This is a genomic window from Pseudonocardia tropica, assembly GCF_040105315.1.
Lineage (GTDB): Bacteria > Actinomycetota > Actinomycetes > Mycobacteriales > Pseudonocardiaceae > Pseudonocardia > Pseudonocardia alni.
The window spans coordinates 186,070-211,262 of record NZ_JBEDNP010000009.1 but is presented as its reverse complement, the minus strand read 5'-3'; the positions used below and the strand labels follow the sequence as shown (position 1 = coordinate 211,262).

The 25,193-nt window shown below is 74.2% G+C and carries 26 protein-coding genes and 1 tRNA gene; 20 read left to right on the top strand and 7 right to left on the bottom strand.

The genetic code is table 11. The features are described from left to right. The first annotated feature begins 27 nt into the window (after positions 1-27). Genes glyA through WHI96_RS16875 form a run of 6 tightly spaced genes read left to right on the top strand, consistent with a single transcriptional unit; the run spans position 28 to position 8,928 of the window. Positions 28-1,332 (top strand): serine hydroxymethyltransferase, encoded by a 1,305-nt coding sequence (gene glyA, locus WHI96_RS16900; RefSeq protein ID WP_345645889.1) that lies wholly within the window; start codon positions 28-30, stop codon positions 1,330-1,332. Continuing rightward, entirely contained in the window at positions 1,329-2,606 is a 1,278-nt protein-coding gene (locus WHI96_RS16895; protein WP_345645886.1) for a sarcosine oxidase subunit beta family protein, read from the top strand. The genes glyA and WHI96_RS16895 overlap by 4 nt, the downstream gene beginning before the upstream one ends. Positions 2,607-2,623: 17 nt before the next feature. Continuing rightward, on the top strand, positions 2,624-2,914 hold the full coding sequence (locus tag WHI96_RS16890) for a sarcosine oxidase subunit delta (RefSeq protein ID WP_345645883.1): 291 nt from the start codon (positions 2,624-2,626) through the stop codon (positions 2,912-2,914). Continuing rightward, positions 2,911-5,727 (top strand): 2Fe-2S iron-sulfur cluster-binding protein, encoded by a 2,817-nt coding sequence (locus tag WHI96_RS16885; RefSeq protein ID WP_345645880.1) that lies wholly within the window; start codon positions 2,911-2,913, stop codon positions 5,725-5,727. The genes WHI96_RS16890 and WHI96_RS16885 overlap by 4 nt, the downstream gene beginning before the upstream one ends. Beyond that, entirely contained in the window at positions 5,717-6,385 is a 669-nt protein-coding gene (locus WHI96_RS16880; protein WP_345645877.1) for a sarcosine oxidase subunit gamma, read from the top strand. The genes WHI96_RS16885 and WHI96_RS16880 overlap by 11 nt, the downstream gene beginning before the upstream one ends. A 32-nt stretch (positions 6,386-6,417) precedes the next feature. After that, positions 6,418-8,928 carry a GcvT family protein gene (locus WHI96_RS16875; protein ID WP_345645874.1) on the top strand — a complete coding sequence of 837 codons (2,511 nt, stop codon included), beginning with the start codon at positions 6,418-6,420 and terminating at the stop codon, positions 8,926-8,928. Between the two features lie 276 nt (positions 8,929-9,204). On the opposite strand, the gene WHI96_RS16870 is transcribed toward WHI96_RS16875, so the two are convergent. Continuing rightward, positions 9,205-9,870 (bottom strand): GntR family transcriptional regulator, encoded by a 666-nt coding sequence (locus WHI96_RS16870; RefSeq protein WP_345645871.1) that lies wholly within the window; start codon positions 9,868-9,870, stop codon positions 9,205-9,207. A gap of 134 nt (positions 9,871-10,004) precedes the next feature. After that, a complete protein-coding gene (locus WHI96_RS16865) occupies positions 10,005-11,153 on the bottom strand; it encodes an aromatic ring-hydroxylating oxygenase subunit alpha (RefSeq protein ID WP_345645870.1) in 1,149 nt (382 codons plus the stop codon). 536 nt (positions 11,154-11,689) lie between these two features. Here WHI96_RS16865 and WHI96_RS16860 point away from each other — a divergent pair. Continuing rightward, positions 11,690-11,830, top strand: coding sequence for a BCCT family transporter (locus tag WHI96_RS16860; protein ID WP_349302404.1), 141 nt, complete (start codon positions 11,690-11,692; stop codon positions 11,828-11,830). Between the two features lie 106 nt (positions 11,831-11,936). On the opposite strand, the gene WHI96_RS16855 is transcribed toward WHI96_RS16860, so the two are convergent. Together WHI96_RS16855 and WHI96_RS16850 are read right to left on the bottom strand one after the other, a co-directional pair. Continuing rightward, positions 11,937-12,512 carry an isochorismatase family protein gene (locus tag WHI96_RS16855; protein WP_345645867.1) on the bottom strand — a complete coding sequence of 192 codons (576 nt, stop codon included), beginning with the start codon at positions 12,510-12,512 and terminating at the stop codon, positions 11,937-11,939. Positions 12,513-12,515: 3 nt separating this feature from the next. Further along, positions 12,516-13,802, bottom strand: a complete 1,287-nt coding sequence (locus tag WHI96_RS16850; protein WP_345645865.1) for a nicotinate phosphoribosyltransferase — start codon at positions 13,800-13,802, stop codon at positions 12,516-12,518. Positions 13,803-13,950: 148 nt separating this feature from the next. Here WHI96_RS16850 and clpS point away from each other — a divergent pair, with 148 nt between their 5' ends. Both clpS and WHI96_RS16840 read left to right on the top strand, forming a co-directional pair. Then, complete coding sequence (gene clpS / locus WHI96_RS16845) at positions 13,951-14,259, top strand: ATP-dependent Clp protease adapter ClpS (protein WP_345645862.1); 309 nt, start codon at positions 13,951-13,953, stop codon at positions 14,257-14,259. A 2-nt stretch (positions 14,260-14,261) separates the two neighbouring features. Continuing rightward, entirely contained in the window at positions 14,262-14,813 is a 552-nt protein-coding gene (locus WHI96_RS16840) for a DUF2017 domain-containing protein (protein WP_345645860.1), read from the top strand. 16 nt (positions 14,814-14,829) lie between these two features. On the opposite strand, the gene WHI96_RS16835 is transcribed toward WHI96_RS16840, so the two are convergent. Continuing rightward, positions 14,830-16,515 carry a bifunctional metallophosphatase/5'-nucleotidase gene (locus tag WHI96_RS16835; protein WP_345645857.1) on the bottom strand — a complete coding sequence of 562 codons (1,686 nt, stop codon included), beginning with the start codon at positions 16,513-16,515 and terminating at the stop codon, positions 14,830-14,832. Positions 16,516-16,649: 134 nt separating this feature from the next. Here WHI96_RS16835 and WHI96_RS16830 point away from each other — a divergent pair, with 134 nt between their 5' ends. From WHI96_RS16830 to WHI96_RS16785, 10 genes are all read left to right on the top strand, one after another. Next, positions 16,650-17,144 carry a M67 family metallopeptidase gene (locus WHI96_RS16830; RefSeq protein WP_149665789.1) on the top strand — a complete coding sequence of 165 codons (495 nt, stop codon included), beginning with the start codon at positions 16,650-16,652 and terminating at the stop codon, positions 17,142-17,144. A 113-nt stretch (positions 17,145-17,257) separates the two neighbouring features. Beyond that, positions 17,258-17,533 (top strand): MoaD/ThiS family protein, encoded by a 276-nt coding sequence (locus WHI96_RS16825; RefSeq protein ID WP_062404265.1) that lies wholly within the window; start codon positions 17,258-17,260, stop codon positions 17,531-17,533. 62 nt (positions 17,534-17,595) lie between these two features. Beyond that, a complete protein-coding gene (locus tag WHI96_RS16820) occupies positions 17,596-18,543 on the top strand; it encodes a PLP-dependent cysteine synthase family protein (RefSeq protein WP_345645847.1) in 948 nt (315 codons plus the stop codon). 49 nt (positions 18,544-18,592) lie between these two features. Beyond that, positions 18,593-19,195: a rhomboid family intramembrane serine protease gene (locus WHI96_RS16815; protein ID WP_345645844.1), complete on the top strand. Its 603-nt coding sequence runs from the start codon at positions 18,593-18,595 to the stop codon at positions 19,193-19,195. Further along, entirely contained in the window at positions 19,192-20,022 is an 831-nt protein-coding gene (murI, locus tag WHI96_RS16810) for a glutamate racemase (RefSeq protein ID WP_345645841.1), read from the top strand. Before WHI96_RS16815 ends, murI begins: the two co-directional genes overlap by 4 nt. Positions 20,023-20,086: 64 nt before the next feature. After that, positions 20,087-20,461 carry a hypothetical protein gene (locus WHI96_RS16805; RefSeq protein ID WP_345645839.1) on the top strand — a complete coding sequence of 125 codons (375 nt, stop codon included), beginning with the start codon at positions 20,087-20,089 and terminating at the stop codon, positions 20,459-20,461. Beyond that, positions 20,454-20,855: a hypothetical protein gene (locus WHI96_RS16800; RefSeq protein WP_345645836.1), complete on the top strand. Its 402-nt coding sequence runs from the start codon at positions 20,454-20,456 to the stop codon at positions 20,853-20,855. Before WHI96_RS16805 ends, WHI96_RS16800 begins: the two co-directional genes overlap by 8 nt. An 8-nt stretch (positions 20,856-20,863) precedes the next feature. Next, positions 20,864-21,652: an MBL fold metallo-hydrolase gene (locus WHI96_RS16795; protein WP_345645833.1), complete on the top strand. Its 789-nt coding sequence runs from the start codon at positions 20,864-20,866 to the stop codon at positions 21,650-21,652. 67 nt (positions 21,653-21,719) lie between these two features. Continuing rightward, on the top strand, positions 21,720-22,469 hold the full coding sequence (rph, locus tag WHI96_RS16790) for a ribonuclease PH (RefSeq protein WP_425571605.1): 750 nt from the start codon (positions 21,720-21,722) through the stop codon (positions 22,467-22,469). Beyond that, positions 22,466-23,152: a non-canonical purine NTP pyrophosphatase gene (locus WHI96_RS16785; protein ID WP_345645827.1), complete on the top strand. Its 687-nt coding sequence runs from the start codon at positions 22,466-22,468 to the stop codon at positions 23,150-23,152. The genes rph and WHI96_RS16785 overlap by 4 nt, the downstream gene beginning before the upstream one ends. A 3-nt stretch (positions 23,153-23,155) precedes the next feature. Here the strand turns inward: WHI96_RS16785 and WHI96_RS16780 are convergent, their stop codons facing one another. Then, positions 23,156-23,554: a carboxymuconolactone decarboxylase family protein gene (locus WHI96_RS16780; protein WP_345645822.1), complete on the bottom strand. Its 399-nt coding sequence runs from the start codon at positions 23,552-23,554 to the stop codon at positions 23,156-23,158. A gap of 178 nt (positions 23,555-23,732) precedes the next feature. Between WHI96_RS16780 and WHI96_RS16775 the strand changes: the two genes are divergently transcribed. Beyond that, positions 23,733-24,446 (top strand): TVP38/TMEM64 family protein, encoded by a 714-nt coding sequence (locus WHI96_RS16775; protein ID WP_226355513.1) that lies wholly within the window; start codon positions 23,733-23,735, stop codon positions 24,444-24,446. 18 nt (positions 24,447-24,464) lie between these two features. On the opposite strand, the gene WHI96_RS16770 is transcribed toward WHI96_RS16775, so the two are convergent. Further along, a tRNA-Leu gene (locus tag WHI96_RS16770) sits at positions 24,465-24,538 on the bottom strand. Positions 24,539-25,193: the final 655 nt, after the last annotated feature.

The window sequence follows — 25,193 nt, the reverse complement described above, 5'->3', positions numbered from 1 at the left end:
TGCTGGAGAAGATATCTGGAGGTGCCCATGACGACGTCCACCGTGGATCGGGGTCCGTCGGGCGGTGCGACGGGGGTCCTCGACGGGACGCTGCGCGACGTGGACCCGGAGGTGCACGCGGCCGTCGCCGCCGAGCTGGATCGCCAGCGCGGCACCCTGGAGATGATCGCCAGCGAGAACGTCGCCCCGCTGGCCGTCATGCAGGCGCAGGGCTCGGTGCTCACCAACAAGTACGCCGAGGGCTACCCCGGCCGCCGCTACTACGGCGGCTGCGAGCACGTCGACGTCATCGAGCAGCTCGCCATCGACCGCGTGACGGCGCTGTTCGGCGCCGACTACGCCAACGTCCAGCCGCACTCCGGCGCCCAGGCCAACGCCGCCGCCATGGCCGCGCTGCTCGACCCGGGCGACACGATCCTGGGCCTCGACCTGGCCCACGGCGGGCACCTCACCCACGGCATGCGGCTCAACTTCTCCGGCCGCCTCTACGACGTCGCCGCCTACCACGTCCGCGCCGAGGACCACCGCGTCGACATGGCCGAGGTGGAGCGCCTGGCCCACGAGCGCCGCCCGAAGCTGATCGTCGCCGGCTGGTCGGCCTACCCGCGGCAGCTCGACTTCGCCGGGTTCCGGCGGATCGCCGACGCGGTCGGCGCGTACCTGATGGTCGACATGGCGCACTTCGCGGGCCTCGTCGCGACCGGGCTGCACCCGTCGCCGGTGCCGTACGCCGACATCGTCACCAGCACCACGCACAAGACCCTGGGCGGCCCGCGCGGCGGCATCATCCTGGCCCGCGGCGAGTTCGCCAGGACGCTCAACTCCCAGGTCTTCCCCGGCCAGCAGGGCGGCCCGCTGGAGCACGTGATCGCGGCCAAGGCCGTCGCGTTCAAGCTCGCCGGCGAGCCCGCGTTCGCCGAGCGCCAGCAGCGCACGCTGGAGGGCGCCCGGATCGTCGCCGAGCGGCTGCTGGCCGAGCCCGGCGTCGGCGTGGTCTCCGGCGGCACCGACGTCCACCTGGTCCTGGTCGACCTGCGCGACTCCGAGCTCGACGGCAAGCAGGCGGAGGACCGGCTGGACCGGGTCGGCATCACCGTCAACCGCAACGCCGTCCCGTTCGACCCGCGCCCGCCGATGGTGAGCTCCGGGGTCCGGATCGGGACCCCCGCGCCGGCCGCCCGCGGCTTCGGTGCCGAGGACTTCACCGAGGTCGCCGACGTCATCGCCCGCGCCCTGCGGCCCGCCGCGGGCGACGCCGAGCTCGACGAGCTCGCCGCCCGCGTCGCCGTGCTCGCCGACCGCCACCCCCTCTATCCGGAGCTGACGGCATGAGCCCCCAGAAGGCCGGCACCACGCCCCCCGGGGCGCACCTGCCCGAGCACCCCGACGCCCTGTGGCGCAACCCCGAGCCGAAGCGCTCCTACGACGTGGTCATCGTCGGCGGCGGCGGGCACGGGCTGGCCACCGCCCACTACCTGGTCCGCAACCACGGGATCACCGACGTGGCGGTGCTGGAGAAGGGGTGGCTCGCCGGCGGCAACATGGCCCGCAACACCACGCTGATCCGCTCCAACTACCTCCTGGACGAGTCGGCCTTCGTCTACGAGCACGCGCTGACGCTGTGGGAGGGGCTGGAGGAGGACCTCGGCTACCCGATCCTGTTCTCCCAGCGCGGCGTGCTGAACCTCGCCCACACCGAGCAGGACGTGCGCGACTCGGTCCGCCGGGTCGAGGCGAACAAGCTCAACGGGATCGACGCCGAGTACCTCGGCCCCGACGACGTCGCCAAGATCTGCCCGATCGTCAACGTCTCGCACGACATCCGCTACCCGGTGCTCGGCGCGACCTACCAGCCCCGGGCCGGCATCGCCAAGCACGACTACGTCGCGTGGGGCTTCGCCCGCCGCGCCGACTCCGCCGGGGTCGACCTCATCCAGGACTGCGAGGTGCTGGACTTCGTCACCGAGGGCTCGGTCGAGGACGGCGGTGGGGACGGCACAGCCCGGGTCACCGGGATCCGGACGACACGGGGCGACATCGCGTGCGGGCAGGTCGCGCTCTGCGCGGCCGGGCACACCTCGACCCTGCTCGACCGGCTCGGCGTGGACACCCCGCTGCAGTCGCACCCGCTGCAGGCGCTGGTGTCCGAGCTGCTGGAGCCGGTGCACCCGACGATCGTCATGTCGAACGCGGTGCACGTCTACGTCTCGCAGGCGCACAAGGGCGAGCTGGTGATGGGTGCCGGCGTCGACGCCTACAACGGTTACGGCCGGCGCGGCGCGTTCCACGTCATCGAGCGCCAGATGGCCGCCGCGGTCGAGCTGTTCCCGGTGTTCGCGCGGGCGCACCTGCTGCGCAGCTGGGCGGGCATCGTCGACGTCACGCCGGACGCGTCGCCGATCGTGGGGCGCACCCCGTACGCGAACGTGCTGGTCAACGCCGGGTGGGGGACCGGCGGTTTCAAGGTGACGCCCGGGCTGGGCTGGTGCCTGGCCCACACCCTCGCCACCGGCGAGCTGCACCCGCTCATCGCCCCGTTCTCCCTCGACCGGTTCGTCACCGGCGCGCTCGTGGACGAGCACGGCGCCGCCGGCGTCGCCCACTGACCCCCCAGGAGCCCGACGTGCAACTCATCGACTGCCCCTGGTGCGGCCCCCGCGAGGAGGTCGAGTTCCACTACGGCGGCCAGGCCCACGTCGAGTACCCGGCCGCGCCGGCCGAGCTCGACGACGAGCAGTGGGCGCGCTACGTGTTCTTCCGGGACAACCCGATGGGCCCCTTCGCCGAGCGCTGGAGCCACTCCGCCGGCTGCCGGCGCTGGTTCAACGCCGTCCGCGACACCCACACCTACCGGTTCCTCGCCGTCTACCCGATCGGTGGGACCCGGCCGCGGATCCCGGGGACCCGCGCATGACCCGCATCGACGGTTTCGGTCGCGTCGACCGGACCCGCACCCTGACCTTCGTCGTCGACGGCACCACCCACACCGGCCACCCGGGCGACACGCTGGCCTCCGCGCTGCTCGCGAACGGGGTCACCGTGCTGGGCGGCTCGGTCGCGCTCGGCCGCCCGCGGGGCATCGGCGGGGCCTGGACCGAGGACCCGGTCGGCCTCGTGCAGATCGAGGAGCCGTTCCCCGAACCGATGCTGCAGGCCGCCACCGTCGAGCTCTACGACGGTCTGGTCGCCCGCGGCCTGCACGGGCAGGGCCGGCTCGCGACGGTCCCCGACACCGCGCGCTACGACCGCCGCCACGCCCACTGCGACACCCTGGTGATCGGCGCCGGCCCGGCCGGGCTGCTCGCCGCGCGCACCGCGGCCCGCCGCGGCGACCGCGTGGTGCTCGTCGACGACCGTCCGGAGGCCGGCGGCTCCCTGGTCCCGACCGACCGGATCGACGGCCGCGCCGCGCACCGGTTCGTCGCCGACGTCGTCGCCGAGCTCGCGGAGAACCCCGAGGTGACCCACCTGCAGCGCACCACCGCCTTCGGCCACTACGACGACGGGTTCGTCCTGGCCCTGGAGCGGCGCACGAGTGGAGCCGGCGGAACGAGCATCGGCACCGACCACCTCGGCGCTGCCGCCCCGACCCACCGCTCCCGCCAGCGGGTGCACCGGATCCGGGCCGGGCGGGTCGTCGTCGCGGCCGGCGCGATCGAGCGCCCCGTGGTGTTCGCCGACAACGACCGGCCGGGCGTCATGCTCGCCTCCGCGGCGCGGGACTACCTGCACCGCTACGGCGTGCTCGCCGGGCGGGAGGTCGTCGTCTTCACCACCGACGACGCCGCCTACCTCGCCGCCGCCGACCTGGCCGGGGCCGGGGCGCGCGTCACCCTCGTCGACGCCCGCACCGCGCCGCCCGCCGAGCGGGCGCGGGAGTGCACCGAGGCCGGGGTGACCCTGCGCGCCGGGGCCACCGTCGTCGGGTCCGACGCCGACGACGCCGGCCGGGTCCGCGCCGCGCACGTCGCCGACGGCGGGGCCACCGAGGTGCTGCCCTGCGACCTGCTGCTGGTCTCCGGCGGCTGGACGCCCACCGCGCACCTGTTCAGCCACGTGCGCGGACAGCTGGTCCACGACTCCGGTCTGGGAGCCTTCCGGCCGGGCGCCGACATCGCGGGCACCGAGGTGATCGGCGCCGCGAACGGCACCCTCGACCTGGCGGGCTGCCTGGCCGAGGGCGCGGGCGGCGACGCCCCGAGCTGCGCCCCGGAGCCCGCGCGCACCCCCGGCCTGGTGCTGTGGCGCACCGCGGGGGACTCCTCGCGACAGTTCGTCGACCTCGCGCGGGACGCGACCGTCGCCGACATCGAGCGGGCCGTCGGGGCCGGGCTCCGCTCGGTGGAGCACGTGAAGCGCTACACCACCATCGGCACCGCCCACGACCAGGGGAAGACCTCCGGTACCATCGCCTCCGGGATCACCGCGGAGCTGCTGGTCCGCCCGGCGGGCGACCTCGGGACCACCACGTTCCGTCCGCCCTACACCCCGGTGTCGTTCGCCGCGCTCGCCGGCCGCGAGCGCGGGCAGCTGTTCGACCCGGTCCGCACCACCGCGGTGCACCCGTGGCACGTCGCGCACGGCGCGGTGTTCACCGACGTCGGCCAGTGGAAGCGGCCCCGCCACTTCCCGCGGGCCGGCGAGGACTCCGACGCCGCGGTGTTGCGGGAGTGCGCCGCGGCCCGCCGCGACGTCGCGATCATGGACGGCTCCACCCTGGGCACGATCGACGTCCAGGGGCCGGACGCGGGGGAGTTCCTCGACCTCGTCTACACGAACCTGATGAGCAGCCTGAAGGTCGGCCGCGTCCGCTACGGCGTCATGTGCGGCAACGACGGCATGGTCGTCGACGACGGCACCGTGCTGCGCATCGCCGAGGACCGGTTCCTGCTCACCACGACCACCGGCGGTGCGGCCCCGGTCCTCGACCACCTCGAGGACTGGCGCCAGACCGAGGTCGGGCACCTGCGGGTGCACCTCGTGTCGGTCACCGAGCACTGGGCGGTGTTCCCGGTCGTCGGGCCCCGCTCGCGCGACGTGGTCGCCGCGGTCTTCCCCGGTGTCGACGCCTCCGCCGCGGCGTTCGAGTTCATGACCTGGCGCGACACCGAGCTCGACGGCGTCCCGGTCCGGCTGGCCCGGATCTCCTTCTCCGGCGAGCTGGCCTTCGAGGTGAACGTCGACGCCCGGTACGGCCTCGCCGTGTGGGAGCGGCTGGTCGCCGCCGGCGAGCCGTACGGCATCACCCCCTACGGCACCGAGACCATGCACGTGCTCCGCGCCGAGAAGGGCTACCCGATCATCGGGCAGGACACCGACGGCACCGTCTCCCCGCACGACCTGGGGATGAGCTGGGCGGTCTCGAAGAAGAAGGTCGACTTCGTCGGCAAGCGCTCCTTCGCCCGCGCCTCCAACACCGACCCGATGCGCAAGCACCTGGTCGGGCTGCTCCCGACCGACCGCGGCACCCGGCTGCCCGAGGGCGCGCAGATCGTCGAGTTCTCGCCCGACGGCACCCTGCCCCCGCCGCCGGTCCCGATGCTCGGCCACGTCACCTCCAGCTACCTGTCCGCGGAGCTGGCGCGGCCGTTCGCCCTGGCCCTGCTCGCGGGCGGCCGCGACCGCATCGGCGACGTCGTGCACGTCCCGCACCAGGGGGCGCTGGTCCCGGTCGAGATCACCGGACCCGTCCTCGTCGACCCGGAAGGAGCCCGCCGTGACGGCTGAGCTGCCCACCACGCACCCGCTCGACGCGCACGCCCCGGCACTGGCCGGTCTCGCCCGGGACACCGGCGGCGGCCTCTCGGTCGAGGTACTGCCGACCGCGCAGTCGGTCACCCTGCGGCTCGACCCGGCCGGCCCGGCCCGCGCCGGCGTCGACGCCGCGCTCGGCACCGCGCTGCCGACGGGTGCGAACACCTGGGTCGCCGCCGGTGACGGCGAGGTCGTCTGGCTCGGCCCCGACGAGTGGCTGGTCACCAGCCGCTCTCCGAACGCCGCGGTCGGCGAGGCGGTGCTGCGCGCGCTCGTCACCGGGGAGGCGGGCGGGGCCGCGGTCGACACCTCCGCCCAGCGCGTCGTGCTGCGGATCGGCGGCCGCCTGGCCCGCGAGCTGCTGTCCTTCGGCTGCTCGCTGGACCTGCACCCCCGCTCGTTCCCGGCCGGGCGCAGCGCCCAGACGCTGCTCGGCCGGACCGCCGTGATCCTCCTGGCCCGCGACGCCGCCGCCGACTCCGACGGGGGAGCGGTCCTCGACGTCCACGTCCGCAGCTCGTTCGCCGGCCACCTCGCCGACTGGCTGCTCGACGCCGCCCTGGAGTTCCGCGCCGATCCCGCCGCCGACCCCGCCACCGACCCCGCCGCGTCGCCGGCCCGCGCCGGCTGACCCACCCGACGACCACCGAGAAGGAGACCACCATGCCCCCCCGCGTCGTCATCATCGGAGCCGGGATCGTCGGGGCGAACCTGGCCGACGAGCTCACCGTCCGCGGCTGGACCGACGTCACCGTCCTGGACCAGGGGCCGCTGCCGCTGACCGGCGGTTCCACCTCGCACGCCCCCGGCCTGGTCTTCCAGACCACCGGATCGAGGACCATGACCGCGTTCGCGACCTACACCGTCGAGAAGCTGGCGGGCCTCGACGACGGCACGGCCGGCGGCCGGTGCTTCGACCAGGTCGGCGGCCTGGAGGTCGCGACCACCCCGGAGCGGCTCGCCGACCTGCACCGCAAGCAGGGCTGGGCGGTCTCCCGCGGGGTCCCGGCGTCGGTCGTCGACGCCGCCGGGTGCGCCCGCCTGCACCCGCTGCTCGACGCCGGCCAGGTCCTCGGCGGCCTGCACACCCCGACCGACGGCCTGGCCGGGGCCGCCCGCGCCGTCGTCGCGCTGGCCCGGCGCGCGGAGTCCCGCGGCGCGGTCTTCCGCGGCTCGGTGCGCGTCACCGGCATCGCGCAGTCCGGCGGCCGGGTCACCGGCGTCGAGACCGCCGACGGCGAGACCGTCCCCGCCGACGTCGTCGTGTCCTGCGCCGGGTTCTGGGGCCGTGAGCTGGGCACGCTCGTCGGCATGCGGGTGCCGCTGCTGCCGCTGGCCCACCAGTACGTCCGCACCACCCGCGTCGAGCAGCTCGTCGGGCGCAACAGCGCCGATGCGCGCTCCGCCGGGGCTCCGCACGGTGACCCCGTCGAGGCGCGGCTGCCGATCCTGCGCCACCAGGACGCGGACCTCTACTACCGCGAGCACGACGACTGCATCGGCATCGGCTCCTACGCCCACCGCCCGATGCCGGTGTCGCTGTCCGAGCTGCCCGAGGTCGGCGACGGAGGGGTGGGGGAGCGGACCCAGCCCTCGATGCTGCCCTTCACCTCCGAGGACTTCGCCCCGCAGTGGGAGGAGAGCCGCCGGCTGCTGCCGGGGCTGCAGACCTCGAAGGTCGAGCACGGCTTCAACGGGGTCTTCTCCTTCACCCCCGACGGCGGGCCGCTGATCGGCGAGTCGGCCGAGGTCGCCGGGTTCTGGATCGCCGAGGCCGTGTGGGTCACCCACTCCTCGGGCGTCGCCCGAGCGGTCGCGCAGCTGCTCGTGGACGGCCGCAGCGAGCTCGACCTGCACGGCTGCGACGTGCACCGCTTCGACGAGGTCGAGACCACCGACGCCCACGTCGACGAGACCGCGCAGCGGAACTTCGTCGAGATCTACGACGTGGTGCACCCGCTGCAGCCCAGGGTCTCCCCGCGCGACCTGCGGACCAGCCCGTTCCACGACCGCCAGCGCGAGCTGGGGGCGTTCTTCCTGGAGTCGCACGCCTGGGAGCGCCCGCACTGGTACGAGGCCAACGCCGTCCTGGCCGAGGACCTGCCGGCGCGGTGGCGTGCCCCGTCCCGCGACGCCTGGTCGGCGAAGTTCCACTCGCCGGTCGTCGCGGTCGAGGCGTGGAGGACCCGCACCGCGGTCGCGATGTACGACATGACCCCGCTCCGGCGGCTGGAGGTGTCCGGGCCCGGCGCGTGTGCGTTCCTGGAGGGCCTGACCACCGGCAGGATGGACAAGTCCGTCGGCGCGGTCACCTACACCCTGATGCTCGACGAGGCCGGCGGCGTCCGCAGCGACCTCACCGTCGCCCGGCTGGGCGAGCAGCTGTTCCAGGTCGGCGCGAACTCCCACCTCGACCTCGACCACCTGCGCCGCGCGCTGCCGCGCGACCACTCGGTGGTGCTGCGCGACATCACCGGCGGTACCTGCTGCATCGGCGTCTGGGGCCCGCTGGCCCGCGACCTGGTGCAGCCGCTGTCGCGCGACGACTTCTCCCACGAGGGGCTGAAGTACTTCCGCGCGATGTCCGCGCACATCGCCGGCATCCCGGTGACCGCGATGCGGCTGTCCTACGTCGGCGAGCTCGGCTGGGAGATCTACACCAGCGCCGAGTACGGCCGGAAGCTGTGGGACGTGCTTTACGCGGCCGGGCGCCCGCTCGGCGTCGTCGCGGCCGGGCGCGCGGCGTTCGACAGCCTGCGGCTGGAGAAGGGCTACCGCTCCTGGGGTGCCGACGTCTCCACCGAGCACAACCCCTACGAGGCCGGGCTGGGCTTCGCCGTCCGCCCGCACACCAAGGGCGACTTCGTGGGCCGCGAGGCCCTCGAGAAGATCGACCCGGACGCCGTCACCCGCAGGCTGACCTGCCTCACGATCGACGACGGCCGCAGCGTCGTCCTCGGTCACGAGGCCGTGCTCGTCGACGGGGAGCCGGCCGGCCACGTCACCTCCGCGGCGTACGCCTACACCCTGGGCACCCCGATCGCCTACGCCTGGCTGCCCGCCGGCCTGCCGGTCGGGGCAGGGGTCGAGATCCGGTACTTCGACCGCCGGATCCGTGCCTCGGTCGCCGCCGAGCCGCTGTTCGACCCGGAGATGAGCCGCATCCGGCGCTGACCCGCACGACCACGGGGCCCGGCCCGCCCGGCCGGGCCCCGGGCCGACGCGCCACCCCGCCCGTCGCGCCGCCGCACGGAAGGGACCCCCGCGCGTTCCGACACCCTCGACCGGTTCCTCGGGACCTGGCCGCCCGCGTCCCCGCCCCCGGGGCGGCGCGACGACCGGCCCGACCACGTCCTGCTCGGCGGGACCGCGCGCGCCCGCGACCGGTGACCACGGCCCTGCTGCCGGCGCACACCGTCCGCTCGGCGCGCGCCCACGTCCGAGCCGGGCTCAGACGACCTCGCGGACCGCCTTCTCGAACCCGCTGACGTGCGCGCGGGCCCGGTCGGCCGCCTCGTCGGCCTGCTGGCCCGCGATCGCCCGCAGCAGGCCCGAGTGCTCGCCGACGTGCCGGTCGAAGTGGGTCATCCGGTCCAGGAACAGGCAGAAGATCCTGGTCGCCAGATTGTCGTAGCGGATCAGGGTGTCCTCGAGGTGCGGGTTCGCCGCCGCGGAGTAGATCGTCCGGTGCACGTGCAGGTCCCAGCGCATCAGCTCGTCGCGGTCGAGCGTGCGCACGTCGATCCGGTCGATCGCCTCGGCCAGCTCGGCCAGGTCGGCCCGCGTGGTGGGGCCTGCGTACTCGGCGGCGCGCCGCGCGGCGAGCGGCTCCAGCTGCACGCGGATCTCGGAGATGTAGGCGAGGTCGGTGATGTCGACACCGGTCGCGAACGTCCCGCGGCGCGGGTAGGAGACGACCAGCCGGTCGATCTCGAGCCGCTTGAGGGCCTCCCGGACGGGGGTGCGACCGACCTCCAGGGACTTCGCGAGGGCGACGTCGTCGATGGCCGTCATCGGCGGGATGTCGAGCATGATCAGCCGATCCCGGATCACCGTGTACGCCTTGTCGGCGAGGGACGTGTACTCCGGCTCGGCGTCGTCGGGTGATGCGGTCACGGTCGCATGTTAACGCGACCGACGTGCGTAACAGTCGCCGGATATGCCCACACCTTTTGCCTGAGACTGATGTATCAATGCACCGTCCATGCCGTGTCGCGGCCTCCGCGAAGCGCGCCCGACCGAGGCGGGGATCAGCCCACCCGGTCGCGCACCCAGTCGTGGAACTCGCCGATATGGTGCTCGCTGGGCACGAGCACGCCGCCCTTCTCGTAGGAGCGCGAGTCCATCGCGAGCTGGCAGCGCTCGCAGGCGTCGAAGTCCTGGACGTTGACCCGGTGGAACAGCTCCACCGAGTGGTCGATGTCGGCGCCGGAGTCGACGACCTCGGGCAGGTACAGCCAGTCGCAGACGACCAGGGTGCGCTCGGCGGTCAGCGGGAACATGCGGTGGAACACCACGTGGTCGGGGACCAGGTTGATGAACACCGACGGCCGCACGGTGATGGCGTAGTAGCGGCGGTCCTGGTCCTGGGCGACGCCCGGGATGCGGGCGAGTCCCTCGGACCCGTCGACGGTGAAGCCCTGGATCTCCGCTCCGAACTCCGCGCCGTGCCCGACGAAGTACTGGGCGGCGAGGCCGTCGGCGAACTCCGGCAGCACCTCGGTGAGCTCGGGGTGGATCGTCGCGCAGTGGTAGCACTCCATGAAGTTCTCGACGATCTGCTTCCAGTTCGCCTTCACGTCGTAGGAGATGCGCCGGCCGAGCTTCAGGTTCTCGACGTCGTAGCCGACGATCGCGTCCGGTGAGCCGAGCCGCGTGGTGACGTCGCCGATCACCGAGTCGGTGAACGAGGGCGGCTCCTCGGCCAGGCTCAGCCAGACGTAGCCCAGCCACTCGCGGACGTGCACGGTGTGCAGGCCGTACCCGACCTTGTCGACGTCGGGCATCGAGCTCAGGTTCGGCGCCGCGACGAGCTTGCCGTCCAGCCCGTAGGTCCAGGCGTGGTACGGACACCGGAAGGAGCGCTTGACCTCGCCCTTCTCCTCCGCGCACAGCCGCGCGCCGCGGTGCCGGCAGACGTTGAGGTAGGCCCGCACGGAGTCGTCCCCGGCCCGCGTGACGATCACGCTCTCCCGTCCGATCCGGACGGTCTCGAACGCGCCGGGCTTGTCCAGGTCCGCGGCCAGCACCGCGCAGAACCACGTCGTGTGGAAGATGGTGTCCTGCTCGGCCCGGAAGATCGCGGGGTCGGTGTAGTAGCGGCCGGCGAGGGTCTCTCGCAGGCTGTCCGGGAGGCTCTGCCCCCCGGTGGCGGGGTTCGACAACTCGCCGGTCGTCATGGCGGTACTCCTCGTGGCGACGGTCGGGACGGGGCGGCCGGCGGGTCGGGTCGAGATCGGGCGCGTCGACGGGTGACGCCCTCCCGGGCCGAGCTCGGGACCGGTGCGACGGCGTCGGTGCGTGACGGAGGCCGGCGCCGTGGGGCCGGGGGCCCGCGCGACGGCCGGGCGCCGGAGGCGACCGGCGTGCGGTCACGGTGGGAACGGTGCGGCACAGCGGATCACCTCCTGCAGCGGGATGCGACGCGATGACGACGGCGGCGGTCGGGGCCGCGGAAACACACGAGAAATACCGGCAACTGTTGCGTAACAAGGAACGAGTCGCTCAATACGCACCACGATGGGAACGCGTCCCCCGGGTCGGTGTCAAGGGGCCGCAGCGGTGGTGTTCGTGCAGGCCCGGGGCGTGCGCCGGTCGCCGCGGGTGGGCGTCGGAACCGCTGGGGGCACGGTGACGACTCCGGTGTCGCCGGGTTCCGGGCGGCCGGTCGGGGCTCGACGGCCGCTTCGGACCCACTCTGGCGTGCACAGATATATTGATCGAGTATCTTGCTCGAGCACGTGTTGCCGGGGCCCGGTTCGGGCGCATCACGCTCGGCGGAGACGACGACGAGCCCGAGTTCCGCACGGTCTCCTGGACCGCGATGACGGTCTCGGCGGCACGGGCATCGGGCTGACGTTCTCCGGGGTCACCGAGCCGCCGACCTTCTTCCGGTCCCCGCCACCCGGGTCCGCCGCGCCGGCGACGACCGGGTCGACGCAGGTCCGGAACGCGTTCCCGGCTCAGGCGGTGCGGAGCTCCACGCCGGCCTCGGCCAGCGCGGCCAGCGCCCGCTCCGTCGTCTCCCGGGCCACCCCGGCGCAGTGGTGCAGCAGCACCGTCGTCGCCAGCCCGAGCCGGGACGCGTCGAGGGCGGTCGCCCGGACGCAGTGGTCGGTCGCCAGTCCGACGACGTCGACCTCGGTCACCCCGCGCTCGGTCAGCCAGTCGCCCAGCGGTGTGCCCGACTCGTTCGCGCTCGCGCCCTCGAACCCGGAGTAGGCGCTGGTGTAGGCGCCCTTGTCGAAGACGCACTCGATCGGCGCGACGTCCAGCGCCGGGTGGAACGACGCGCCCGGCGTCCCCGCGCGGCAGTGCGGCGGCCAGGAGTCGACGAAGTCCGGTGTGTCGGAGAAGTGCGGCCCCGGGTCCACGTGCACGTCCCGGGTGGCGACGACGTGGTCGTAGACCTGCCCGTCGCGGCCGCCGTTCGCGAGCGGCCCGATCCCGGCGGCCACGGCGGCCCCACCGGCCACCGCGAGGGCGCCGCCCTCGCAGAAGTCGTTCTGGACGTCGACGACGATCAACGCTCGTGCCATGGCTCAGCTCCCGGTGACGAAGGTGGTCGGGATCGCAGGCTCGCCGCGGGACAGCTTCAGACCCTCCCACGGTACGGCGACCAGCGCCGTCCGCAGCCGCTCCCGGGCGGCCTCCAGCCCGGTGACGGCGTCGTCGGCGACGACCTTCCCGTCCCGCACCAGCGGCACCGGCAGCGCCCGGTCGTGCGGGCCGAGGACCGGGTCGGTGCCGTAGGGGTACACGACCTCCTCTACCGCGGTCCCGGTCGGCTTGAACCGGCGCAGCGCCGCCTTGCGCCCGCCGCGGGACTCCTTCGCGCTCGACCGCTTGGACACCGGCCGCCCGTCGACCTCGACGAGCTTGTAGACCATCCCGGCCGTCGGCGAGCCCGACCCGGTGACCACCGAGGTCCCGACGCCGTAGGAGTCGACCGGCTCGGCGCGCAGCGAGGCGATCGCGTACTCGTCGAGGTCGCCGGACAGCACGATCCGGGTCCCGGTGGCACCGAGCGCGTCGAGCTGCTCGCGGGCCTGGCGGGCCAGCTCGCCGAGGTCCCCGGAGTCGATGCGGACCGCACCCAGCCCGGGCCCGGCGGCCGCGACGGCGTGGGAGATGCCGCGGCGGATGTCGTAGGTGTCGACCAGCAGCGTGGTCCCGGTCCCCAGCGCCGCGACCTGGCTGGCGAAGGCGGTGGGCTCGTCGTCGTGCAGCAGGACCCAGGCGTGCGCGGCGGTGCCCGCGGTCGGGATGCCGTGCCGCGCGCCCGCGGCGAGGTTCGACGTCGTCGCGAAGCCCGCCAGGTACGCCGCCCGTGCGGCGGCCACCGCGGCCTCCTCGTGCGTGCGCCGCGAGCCCATCTCGATCAGCGGCCGCCCGGCCGCCGCGGTCACCATCCGCGCCGCCGCCGAGGCGATCGCGCTGTCGTGGTTGTAGATCGACAGGGCCACGGTCTCCAGGATCACCGCGTCGACGAAGGAGCCGGTCACGGTCAGGACGGGGGAGCCGGGGAAGTAGAGCTCGCCCTCCGGGTAGCCGTCGACGTCGCCGGAGAAGCGGTGGTCGCGCAGCCGATCCAGGGTCGCCGCGTCGACGACGGGGGCCAGGAACTCCAGGTCGGCGTCGGAGAACCGGAAGCGCTCGATCGCGTCCAGCAGCCGCCCCGTCCCGGCGACGACGCCGTAGCGGCGCCCGTCGGGCAGGCGGCGCGCGAACAGCTCGAAGACGCAGTGGCGTTCCGCGGTGCCGTCGGCGAGGGCCGCCGCCACCATCGTCAGCTCGTAGCGGTCGGTCAGCAGGGCCGGGCCGGTCATGGCCGGGAGCCTACGGCCGCCCGCGCCGCCGTGGTCGGTGCCGTTGTGGCCGGTGCCGTCCGCGGGCCGTGCGGCCGGGCCGGAGGGCACCGCCGCGGGCGTGCGGTCGGGCCGTGACCGCTGTCCCGGCTGTGCCACCATGGGGCGCATGTCCGCGCCGTCCCCAGCGCCGTCCCCGGCGCCCACCGAGCAGGTCACGCCCGACCTGGACGAGTCCGCCGGCCCCGACACGCCGTGGCAGGCCATCGTCTGGAACGACCCGGTCAACCTCATGTCGTACGTGACCTACGTGCTGCAGAAGGTGTTCCACTACCCCGAGTCGAAGGCCACCGCGTTGATGCTCGACGTGCACCACAAGGGACGCGCCGCGGTGTCGGCGGGGGACAAGGACACCGTGGAGGGACACGTCGCCCAGCTCCACGCGGCCGGCCTGTGGGCCACCATGCAGCGGGCCTGAGCGTGAACGGTTGGAAGCGCAGCGGCCGGGGCGACCGCGTCCGCTACACCTCCGGGTTCTCCGGCGAGGAGGCCGTCGTCCTGCGGGGGCTGTTCGTCGAGATCCGCCAGATGCTCGCCGGTCGTGCCGAGCTCGCGTCCACCGACGAGCTCGCCGAGCTCACCGGCATCCGCACCGGTCCGACGTCGCGGCCGACCGACCGGGTGCTGGCCCGGCTGCTGCCGGACTTCACCACCGAGGACTCCGACCTCGCCGGGGGGATGCGTTCGCTGCACGAGCCGTCGCTGATCGAGGCCAAGGACACCGCCGCGGCGACCGTGCTGGACACCCTGCCCGAGGCGGGCGGGCGGCTCGAGCTCACCGAGGCCCAGGTCGACGCCTGGCTGACCGCCCTGAACGACGTGCGGCTCGCGCTCGGCACCGCCCTCGACGTGAACGAGGACATGCCCGAGCAGCTGCCCGACGACGACCCGCGGGCCCAGCACCTCGGCGTCTACCACTGGCTGACCTACGTGCAGGACTCCCTGGTCCGGGTCCGCGTCCGCGGGCTCTGACCCGCCGGGCCACCCCTCAACGGCGCACGATCCGGTCGGTGGACGGCGCGGCCAGACCCGGGTTCGCGCCCAGGTAGGCGACGAACGCGTCGAGGTCCACCGGGCCGCCGACCAGCTCGGTCCCGGCGGTGAAGGTGTCGAAGCCGTCGCCGCCCGCGGACAGGAAGTTGTTCGTCGCGACCCGGTAGCGTCCGTCGTCGGTGACGGGGACGCCGCCGATCGAGATGTCACCGACCCGGTTCCCGGCCACCACCGTGTAGCGCAGGTTCGACGAGCTCTGCAGGACCGTCGGGCCGTCGTCGACGGTGAACTGCTGGTCGAGCACCGCGCGCAGCTGGGCGCCGGTGAGCGTCATGGTCTGCAGGATGTTGCCGAACGGCTGCACGGTGTAGGCCTGACCGTAGGTGACCCGCCCGCCCGCGCCGGGCACCAGGTCCGCGCGCACCCCGCCGGGGTTGGTGAGGGCGAGCTGGGCACCGTCGCCGCGGGAGGCGTCGAGCTGGGCGTCGGCGATGACCGTGCCGAGCGGGGACAGCCCGGTCGGCGCGGCCGCGCGCAGCAGCGGACCGGCCACCGTCCCGACCGGACGCTCGGCCAGCGGCCGCGACTGCGCGACCGCACGGTCGACGACGTCGGCGACGGCCGGGTCGGGCGTGACGTCGCGGGTGACGACCTCGTTGCGGGCCGTCGTCGCGCCGCGGTCCACGTCGCCGTCGCCGGTCAGGGCGAGGTCGACCACCGACAGCAGCCTGCCGAACGACAGGCCCTGCACGAACGGTCGCGGGTTCCCGGCCGGGTCGGTCGCCGAGCACGTGTACTGCTGGTGGGTGTGCGCGGAGAACACCGCGTCGACGTCGGCGGACACCGCCGCCGCGATCCGCGACCCCGGCCCGCCGGGCTCGATCGCGCAGGCGTCCGGGCCGCCGTCGCCGGTCGCCTCGTCGCCCTGGTGCAGCAGCAGCACCTGCGCCCGCACCCCCCGCGCGGTGAGCTCGCGCGACGCCGCGTCGACCGCGGCGACCTCGTCGCCGACCTCCAGGCCGCGGATGCCGTCGGGGGAGACCAGGTCGGGCAGCTCGGACAGGGTGGCGCCGATCACGCCGATCCGGGCGCCGCCCGCCTCCACCACCGTCGACGCGGCGAGCGCGGGCTGCCTGCCCTCGGTCACGTTCGCGGACAGGACCGGGAACGACGCACCGTCGTAGGACGGGGTGAAGCGGCAGCCGTCGGCCGGGTGGCAGCCGCCGCGCTGCAGCCGGCGCAGCTCGGTGATGCCCTCGTCGAACTCGTGGTTGCCCGCGGCGGACGCGGCGACGCCGATCCGCTCCAGCACCTCGACGGTCGGCTCGTCGCGGAACAGCGCCGACGCCAGCGGGGACGCGCCGACGTTGTCGCCGGTGGACAGCACCACGCTCGCCGGGACCTGCGCCCGCAGCGCCGCGACGTGCGCGGCCAGGAACGCGGCGCCACCGGCCTCGACCTGCGCGCCGGCGTCGTCGCTCACCCGGCCCGAGGAACCCGCGGGCGGCTCCAGGTTGCCGTGCAGGTCGTTGAGCGCGATGAGCCGCACCGTGCCGGAGCCGGGCGCGCCCGCGGCGGGGCGGCCCGACAGCGTCACCGCCTCGACGGTGACCCCCACCGCCAGGACGACGACGAGCACGGCGGCGAGGACGAATCCGACACGGCGACCGGAGGAGGGCACGCAGGGCAGTATGGACGTACCCCTGCGCGGGAGGCCGTGGCCGGGATCACAGATCGTGGTGTCGAGTGGGTGCACGGCCGGTTCCGGCCCGGCGGGTGTGCGGTCCCGCGGACGGGTCCGCGTATCCTCTGGTCGTGCTCGTCCTCCGGTCCGACCTCGTCGATGCGATCGTCGCGCATGCCCGCCGGGACTTCCCGGTCGAGTCGTGCGGGCAGCTCGTCGGTCCCGAGACCGGTGAGCACCCCGAGCGCTACGTGCCGATGACCAACGCCGACGAGGTGGCGAGCGACTTCGCCTTCTCCCCGGCCGAGGACATCCGCCTGGAGCGCGAGCTGGACGCGGCCGGTGAGCGCCGCATGCTCGTCGTCCACTCCCACACGCGGCTGCCGCGGCGGCCGGTGGCGCACACCGGCCTGCCCGAGGCCTACCCGTCGCCCAAGGACGTCGCCCAGATGGAGTGGACCCCCGACCAGCACTGGCTGATCGTGGGCCTCGCCACCGCCGACGCCGAGCCCGAGGTGCGCTCCTACCACCTCGCCGACGGCGAGGTCGTGGAGGACGAGCTGGCGGTCGTGGAGTCCTACATGTTCTCCCACACCGGCTCCGACGACGTGCCCGACCGGGCCTGATCGACCCTCTCGCGCACCCGCGCCGGAGGTCGCGCGGGAATGTCGCCGTACTCCGGCCGCGTTGCCGCGTGCAGAATCCACGCCAGAGCGACCCACCAGGAGTGATCACCGAGATGGCCGTCTCCGTCTCCATCCCCACCATCCTTCGCACGCACACCGACGGCGAGAAGACCGTCGAGGCGAAGGGCGACACCGTCTCGGCGGTCATCGACGACCTGGAGTCGCGGCACAGCGGCATCAAGGACCGTCTGATCACCGACGGCAAGCTGCACCGCTTCGTCAACATCTACGTCGACGACGAGGACATCCGTTTCGCCGGCGGCCTGGAGGCCCCGGTCACGGAGTCCTCCACGTTCACGATCCTCCCGGCCGTGGCCGGCGGTCGCTGAGCCCCACCGGACCCCGGCACCGGGCGGCGTCCCCGCCCGGTGCCGTCGTGTGAGGAGAACCCGTGCGTTACGACTCGTTGCTGCACGCCGTCGGCGACACCCCGCTGGTCGGGCTGCCGTCCCTGTCGCCGTCGGAGGACGTGCGGCTGTGGGCGAAGCTGGAGGACCGCAACCCGACCGGCTCGATCAAGGACCGGCCCGCGCTGGCGATGATCGAGGACGCCGAGAAGCAGGGGCTGCTCACGCCCGGCTGCACGATCCTGGAGCCCACCTCGGGCAACACCGGGATCTCGCTCGCGATGGCAGCGAAGCTCAAGGGCTACGAGATCATCTGCGTGATGCCGGAGAACACCTCCGCCGAACGCCGGCAGCTGCTCGCCATGTACGGCGCGCAGATCATCTCCTCGCCGGCGGCGGGCGGGTCGAACCAGGCCGTCGCCGTCGCCAAGCAGCTCGCCACCGAGCACCCGGACTGGGTGATGCTCTACCAGTACGGCAACCCGGCCAACACCGACGCGCACTACCGCGGCACCGGCCCGGAGATCCTGCGCGACCTGCCGTCGATCACCCACTTCGTCGCCGGGCTCGGCACCACCGGCACCCTCGTCGGCGCGGGGCGCTACCTGCGCGAGCACAAGCCCGACGTGCAGGTCGTCGCGGCCGAGCCCCGCTACGGCGAGCTCGTCTACGGCCTGCGGAACCTGTCGGAGGGCTTCGTCCCGGAGCTCTACGACGAGACCGTGCTGACCGGCCGGTTCTCGGTCGGCTCCTACGACGCGCTGCGCCGCACCCGCCAGCTCGTCGAGCAGGAGGGCATCTTCGCCGGGATCTCCTCCGGCGCGATCCTGCACGCCGCACTCGGCGTCGCGAACAAGGCGCTCGACGCCGGGCAGCGCGCCGACGTCGTCATGATCGTCTGCGACGGCGGCTGGAAGTACCTGTCCACCGGTGCCTACTCCGGCGACCTGGGCACCGCTGCGCAGGGCATCGACGGTCACCTCTGGGCCTGAACCGGGCACAACGGGCATAGTGGGCGGCCGTGCCGGTACCGTGGGTGACATGACCGCACTCCCGGACGGCCGCCCCGCCCGTGTGCTGCCGCCCGCGCCGGTTCGCGCCGCGGTGATCATGCTGGTGTTCACCGTTGCGCTCTACGCGATCGAGGCGGTCGACCAGGCATCGGGCGGGATGGTCGACTCCGCCGCGATGATCTACCCGCGCGACGTCGACGGGCTGTCCGGGATCCTCACCGCGCCGCTGCTGCACGGCGACTACGCCCATCTCGCCGCGAACAGCCTCCCGTTCCTGATCTTCGGCTTCCTCGCGATGTCCGGCGGCCCCGTCCAGTGGGTCGCCGTCACCGCCACGATCTGGCTGGTCAGCGGGCTCGGGGTGTGGCTGACCTCGCCCGCCCCCGTCCTCGGCGCCTCCGGCATCGTGTTCGGCTGGTTCCTGTTCCTGCTCACCCGCGGCTTCTACGCCCGCAACGGCAGGCAGATCCTGCTCGCGGTCCTGCTGTTCCTGCTCTACGGCTCGATCCTCTGGGGCGTCCTGCCGTCGGACCCGATGGTGTCCTGGCAGGGCCACCTGTTCGGCGCGATCGGCGGAGTCGCCGCCGCCTACTGGGTCGCCAGGGCGGACCGCCTACCCTCGCGGGTGTGAGCGACGCACCCGGTATCGACGCACCGATCGGGATCTTCGACTCGGGCGTCGGCGGGCTCACCGTCGCCCGCTCGGTCATCGACCTGCTGCCCGCCGAACAGATCGTCTACGTCGGCGACACCGCGCACAGCCCCTACGGCCCACGCCCGCTCGCCGACATCCGGCGCCTCGCGCTCGCCATCGGCGACGAACTCGTCGACTCACGTGTCAAGGCGCTGGTCATCGCCTGCAACTCGGCCTCGGCGGCCTGTCTCGCCGACTTCCGCGAGCGCTACCCGGTGCCGGTCGTCGAGGTCGTCCGCCCGGCCGTGCGCCGTGCCGTCGCCGCCACCCGCAACGGCCGGATCGGCGTCATCGGCACCGCCGCGACCATCGCGTCGGGTGCCTACACCGACGCCTTCGACGCCGCCCGCGACACCGAGATCACCTCGGTGGCCTGCCCCCGTTTCGTCGACTTCGTGGAGCGCGGCACCACCAGCGGACGGCAGGTGCTCGGCGTCGCCCAGGGGTACCTGGAGCCGCTGCAGCGTGCCGGCGTCGACACCGTCGTCCTCGGCTGCACCCACTATCCGCTGCTGTCCGGGGTACTGGAGATCGTCCTCGGCCCGGACGTGACGCTGGTGTCCTCGGCCGACGAGACCGCCCGCACCCTGGTCCGGACCCTGCACGCGCACGACCTGCTGCGCGACGACACGACCCCGCCCGCGCCGCACCGCTTCCTCGCCACCGGCGACCCGGAGCCCTTCGCCAGGCTCGGCCGCCGCTTCCTGGGCCCCGAGATCGGCTCGGTCGTGGGCCGCGCGGGCGCCGCGCTCCCGTCCGCATGACGGTCCGCCCGCCGGTGCGGGTCCTCCGGCAGCGGGCCGGGGGGCGCGGGGTAGCGTTCCGGCCGTGATCGGAACGCTCGTCCTGGTGATCACCGTGGCGCTCTCGGCCACCGCGCTGTTCGGCCTGGTCACGACGGCGCTGAACCGGCCCCCGAGCCGGGTGCACTCCGTCGCGGTCGGGATCTGTGTGGCGCTCATCGTCGTGCAGGCGGCGATCGCGGCGTACCGGGTCCTGCTCGGCGGGGTCACCCTGCCCGAACAGTCGACCTTCCTCATCTACCTCGCCGTCGCGGTCTGCGTCCCGGTGATCGCGCTGCAGTTCGCCACCGCCGAGCCGAGCCGCTGGGGCGGCGCCGTGATCGCCGTCGGCGCGATCGGGACGCTCGTCGCCGTGCTGCGCCTGCAGGGCCTGTGGATCCCGGGGGTGCCCGGTGCCTGAGCCCCGCGCCACCGCCACCGGCCCCGGCCGCATCCTCATCGCCGTCTACGGCGTCTTCGCGCTCTCGGCCTCGGCGCGGGCCGGCGTGCAGATCGCCGAACGCTTCGGCGAGGCACCGCTCGCGTACTCGCTGTCCGCGCTCGCCGGCTTCGTCTACATCCTGGCCACCGTCGGTCTGGCGGGCACCGGCCCCGGCTTCCGCCGCCTGGCCCGGTCCGCCGTGGTGTTCGAGCTCGTCGGCGTGCTCGCCGTCGGCGCGTTCACCACCTTCGTCCCCGCCGACTTCCCCCGCGGGACGGTCTGGTCGCACTTCGGCGCCGGCTACGGCTTCGTCCCGCTGGTGCTGCCGTTCGTCGGTCTCTGGTGGCTGCGGCGTACCTCACGAACGGGTTAGGGTCGCGCATGCGGCTGATCGTTCTCGGGTGCTCCGGCAGCGGCCCCGGACCCGAGTCCCCGGCATCGGGCTACCTCGTCGAGGCCGGGGCGACCCGCCTCTCGCTCGACCTCGGCAACGGCACCCTCGGCGCCCTGCAACGGCACGCCGACCCGTTCTCCCTCGACGCCACCGTGTTCAGCCATCTGCACCCCGACCACTGCTCGGACTTCCCCTCGCTGGTCGTGCACCGCCGCTACCACCCCCGGCCCCCGTTCGACGCGACCGCACGCAAGCTGGCCGTGCACGCCCCGGCCGGTGCGCACACCCGCTTCGCCCGCGCCGACGCCGTCACCGAGGCCGACTACGCCCGCACCGACCTCACCGACGTCTTCTCCTTCCACGACCTCGTGGTGGGCGAGCCGTTCACCGTCGGCACCGGCGAGGACGCCGTCACCGTCACCGCGCACGAGGTCGTGCACGTCTGCCCCGCCTACGCCCTGCGCCTCGAGCACCGCGGCCGGGTCCTGACCTACTCCGGGGACACCGCCGCCTGCCCCGGGCTCGTCGAGGCCGCGCGCGACGCCGACCTGCTGCTCTGCGAGGCCAGCTGGCCGCACGCCGAGGCCGGGCCGCCCGGGGTGCACCTGTCCGGTCGGGAGGCGGGCGAGCACGCCGCCGCCGCCGCCGGGGCCCGGCGCCTGGTCGTCACGCACGTCCCGGCCTGGTTCGACCGCGAGTCCCTCGGCGCCGAGGCCAAGGCGGCCTTCGGCGGGACCGTCGAGCTCGCCCGGCCCGACGCGGTGTTCGAGGTCTGAGCCGGCTTCCTACGATGGCCGGGTGACACGAACAGAGGGCAGGGCCGACGGCCGGACCGACGACGAGATGCGGCCGGTGACCATCACCCGGGGCTTCCAGAAGCACCCCGCGGGATCGGTGCTGGTGGAGTTCGGTGACACGAAGGTGCTGTGCGCCGCCAGCGTCACCGACGGGGTACCGCGCTGGCGGAAGGGATCCGGCCTCGGCTGGGTCACCGCCGAGTACGCGATGCTGCCCTCGGCCACCGACACCCGCTCGTCGCGGGAGTCGGTGAAGGGGAGGATCGGCGGCCGCACCCACGAGATCTCCCGGCTGATCGGCCGGTCCCTGCGCGCCTGCATCGACCTGCGCGCGCTCGGCGAGAACACGATCGCGATCGACTGCGACGTCCTGCAGGCCGACGGCGGCACCCGCACCGCGGCCATCACCGGCGCCTACGTGGCCCTGTGCGACGCCGTCACCTGGCTCGGCGAGCAGGGCAAGCTCTCCGACCCCAAGCCGATCTCCTGCCAGGTCGCAGCGGTGTCGGTCGGCGTCGTCGACGGCCGCGTCCGGCTCGACCTGCCGTACTCCGAGGACTCACGGGCCGAGGTCGACACGAACGTCGTCGCCACCGAGACCGGCACCCTCATCGAGGTCCAGGGCACCGGCGAGGGCGCCACGTTCTCCCGCTCGACCCTCGACGCCATGCTGGACTCCGCGCTCGCCGGGATCGCCGAGCTGGCCCGCCTGCAGGTCGAGGTGCTCGCCGCACCGCACCCGAAGCTGGCCGCCGCGTCCGCCGCCGACGACGCGGGGGAGGAGGACGAGGCGTGAGGATCCTGCTCGCCACCCGCAACGCCGAGAAGCTCGTCGAGCTGCGCCGGATCACCGAGGCCGCCGGGCTCTCCGGGGTGGAGATCGTCGGGCTCGCGGACGTCCCCGAGTTCCCGGAGGCGCCCGAGACCGGTGCGACCTTCGCCGCGAACGCGCTCGCCAAGGCCCGCGACGCGGCCGCGGCGACCGGGCTGCCCGCGATCGCCGACGACTCCGGCATCACCGTCGACGCCCTGAACGGCATGCCGGGCATCTTCTCCGCCCGTTGGTCCGGCCGGCACGGCGACGACGGGGCCAACCTCGAGCTGCTGCTCGGACAGACCGCCGACGTCCCCGACGAGCGCCGCGGCGCCGCGTTCGTGTGCGCCGCCGCGCTCGTGACGCCCGAGGCGGCCGCCGCCGTCCCCGTCTCCGGTGGCCCGGACAGCACCGACGGCCCCGGCGGCCCCGACGCGGAGGCCTCCGTGCCCGGGCGCACCGTGGTGCACGGGACGTGGCGCGGCACCCTGCTGCGCGCCCCGCGGGGGGAGAACGGCTTCGGCTACGACCCGATCTTCGCCCCGGAGGGCGACGGCCGTTCCTCGGCGGAGCTCAGCGCCGAGGAGAAGGACGCGGCCTCGCACCGGGGAACCGCGCTGCGCGCGCTCGTCCCGCACCTGCAGGCGCTGCTCGTCGACGGCTGAGGGCTACTCGGGGGCGGGCTCGGCCAGGACGCGCTGTGCGATCCGGAAGGCCGAGTTCGCCGCCGGGACCCCGCAGTAGATCGCGGTCTGGAGGATGATCTCGACGATCTCGTCGGGGGTCAGGCCGTTGCGCCGGGCCGCCCGCACGTGCAGCTCGAACTCCTCCCAGTGCCCGTGCGCGACGAGCGCGGTCAGGGTCACCGCCGAGCGCATCCGGCGCTCCAGCCCGGGGCGGGTCCAGATCTCGTTCCACGCGTAGCGGGTGATCAGCTTCTGGAAGTCGGCGGTCGTGCCGTCGACGCGGCCCAGCGCCGCGTCGACGTGGTCCGAGCCGAGGACCTCGCGGCGCACGGCCAGCCCGTCGGCGTCCAGTTCGGCGGGGTCGATACCCGAGTCGCTCATGGTCGGCAGCGTCCCACGGCCGACCCCGGCGGCACGCGCGCCGACCGGGCCCGGCGCAGCGCCCGGAGGTGTCCGGCCACGCCGGTCGGCCGCGGTCGGCGGCGCACACGGGGGAGCCCGGTCACGTGCGGCGACCGCGGCCGACGGCACCGGCGCGGGTCTCGGTACCGTGATCTCCGTGCGGTGGTGGCGGTTTCTGCTGGGCTGCCTCGGGCTGGTGCTCGCGGCCGCACTCGTCGTACTCGTGGCCCGGTCCCTGGGGCTGTCCGCCGTCCCCCGGTTCGGTGAGCTGCGCCGCGCCGTGGAGGCCGCCGGGATCTGGGGCCCGGTCGTGTTCGTGCTGCTCCAGGTCGCGCTGAACGTCCCGCCCTTCCCCCGGACGGTGTTCACCGTGTCCGCCGGCGTGCTGTTCGGCGCCGTCGGCGGTGCGGCGCTGACCCTGTTCGCGACCGCGCTGTCCGCGGTCGTGGCGTTCGCGCTCGTCCGGGCCACCGGCGGGCGGCTCGTCGCCCGCTACGCCGGCCACCCGCGCGCGGTGTGGGTGCGCCGCAGGCTCGACCACCACGGCGTGCTCGCGGTGACCTCGCTGCGGCTGATCCCGATGGTGCCGTTCGCGGTGCTCAACTACCTGTCCGGGCTGTCCCAGGTGCGGTTCTGGCCCTACCTGGTCGGCACCGTGATCGGGTCGGCGCCGAGCACCATCGCCGTCGTCGCGCTCGGCGACGCCGTGACCGGGCACGTACCGCCGGCCCTGCTGCTGGTCTCCGGTATCTGCGCGGTGCTCGGGCTCGGCGGGGTGCTGCTCGCCGCCCGGCGGCCGCTGCCGGACGAGGCCGACGGCGTCGCGCCCGGGGGCGCGGAGCCGGCCGGGACCGCGCCGCCCGCCGGGTGAGGCGGGCGACGCGACGCGTGCCGGCGGCGGGATTCGAACCCGCACTGTCACGGTTCTAAGCCGTGTCTCTCTGCCAGTTGGAGTACGCCGGCTGGTTCTTTCGGCCGCACCACGTCTCGGTGAGCGAGTGGCAGTTGGAACACAGGATACGAAGGTGCTCCAGCCGGTTGTCCGTGTGGTCTCCGTTGATGTGGTCGAGCTCGAGCGGTGCGGGGCTGCCCCGCCACTCGGTCAGGCCGCACTGCTCGCACCGCGCGGCCCTGAGCCCCTCGGCGATCAGCCTGCGCCGCAGCCCCGCGCTGCCACGGTGGTCCGAGTCCCGCACCAGGATCTCCGAGAGCGGCCGGACGGGCCGCCGCCCGGGGAACGTCCGACCCCGGGCCCAGGCCCGGCCGGTGAAGTGCGAGGTGTCCAGCCCGAGGGTGCGGATGTGGGACCGCAGGAACCGGTGCATGCCACCACTGGGGCGGTAGCCGAGTCTGCGCATCACCTCGGCGAGGGAGACCGAGCTGCGGACCGCGTCGGCCAGGTCGTCGTCGGTCCAGTGGTGGCGTCGACGGCCCTCCACCGGGCCCGGCAGGTGGCTCGCGTCGGCGCCCACCCGTGCGATGTGGGCACGCAGCCGGTCGTAGCGACCCGGGCGCAGCCCGAGGGCCCGGCACACCTCGGCCAGGGTCCGCGCCGCCGCCACCGCCGCGACCAGCTCCTCGTCGGTCCACCGGCGGGCGCGGGGCACGTCCGCTCACC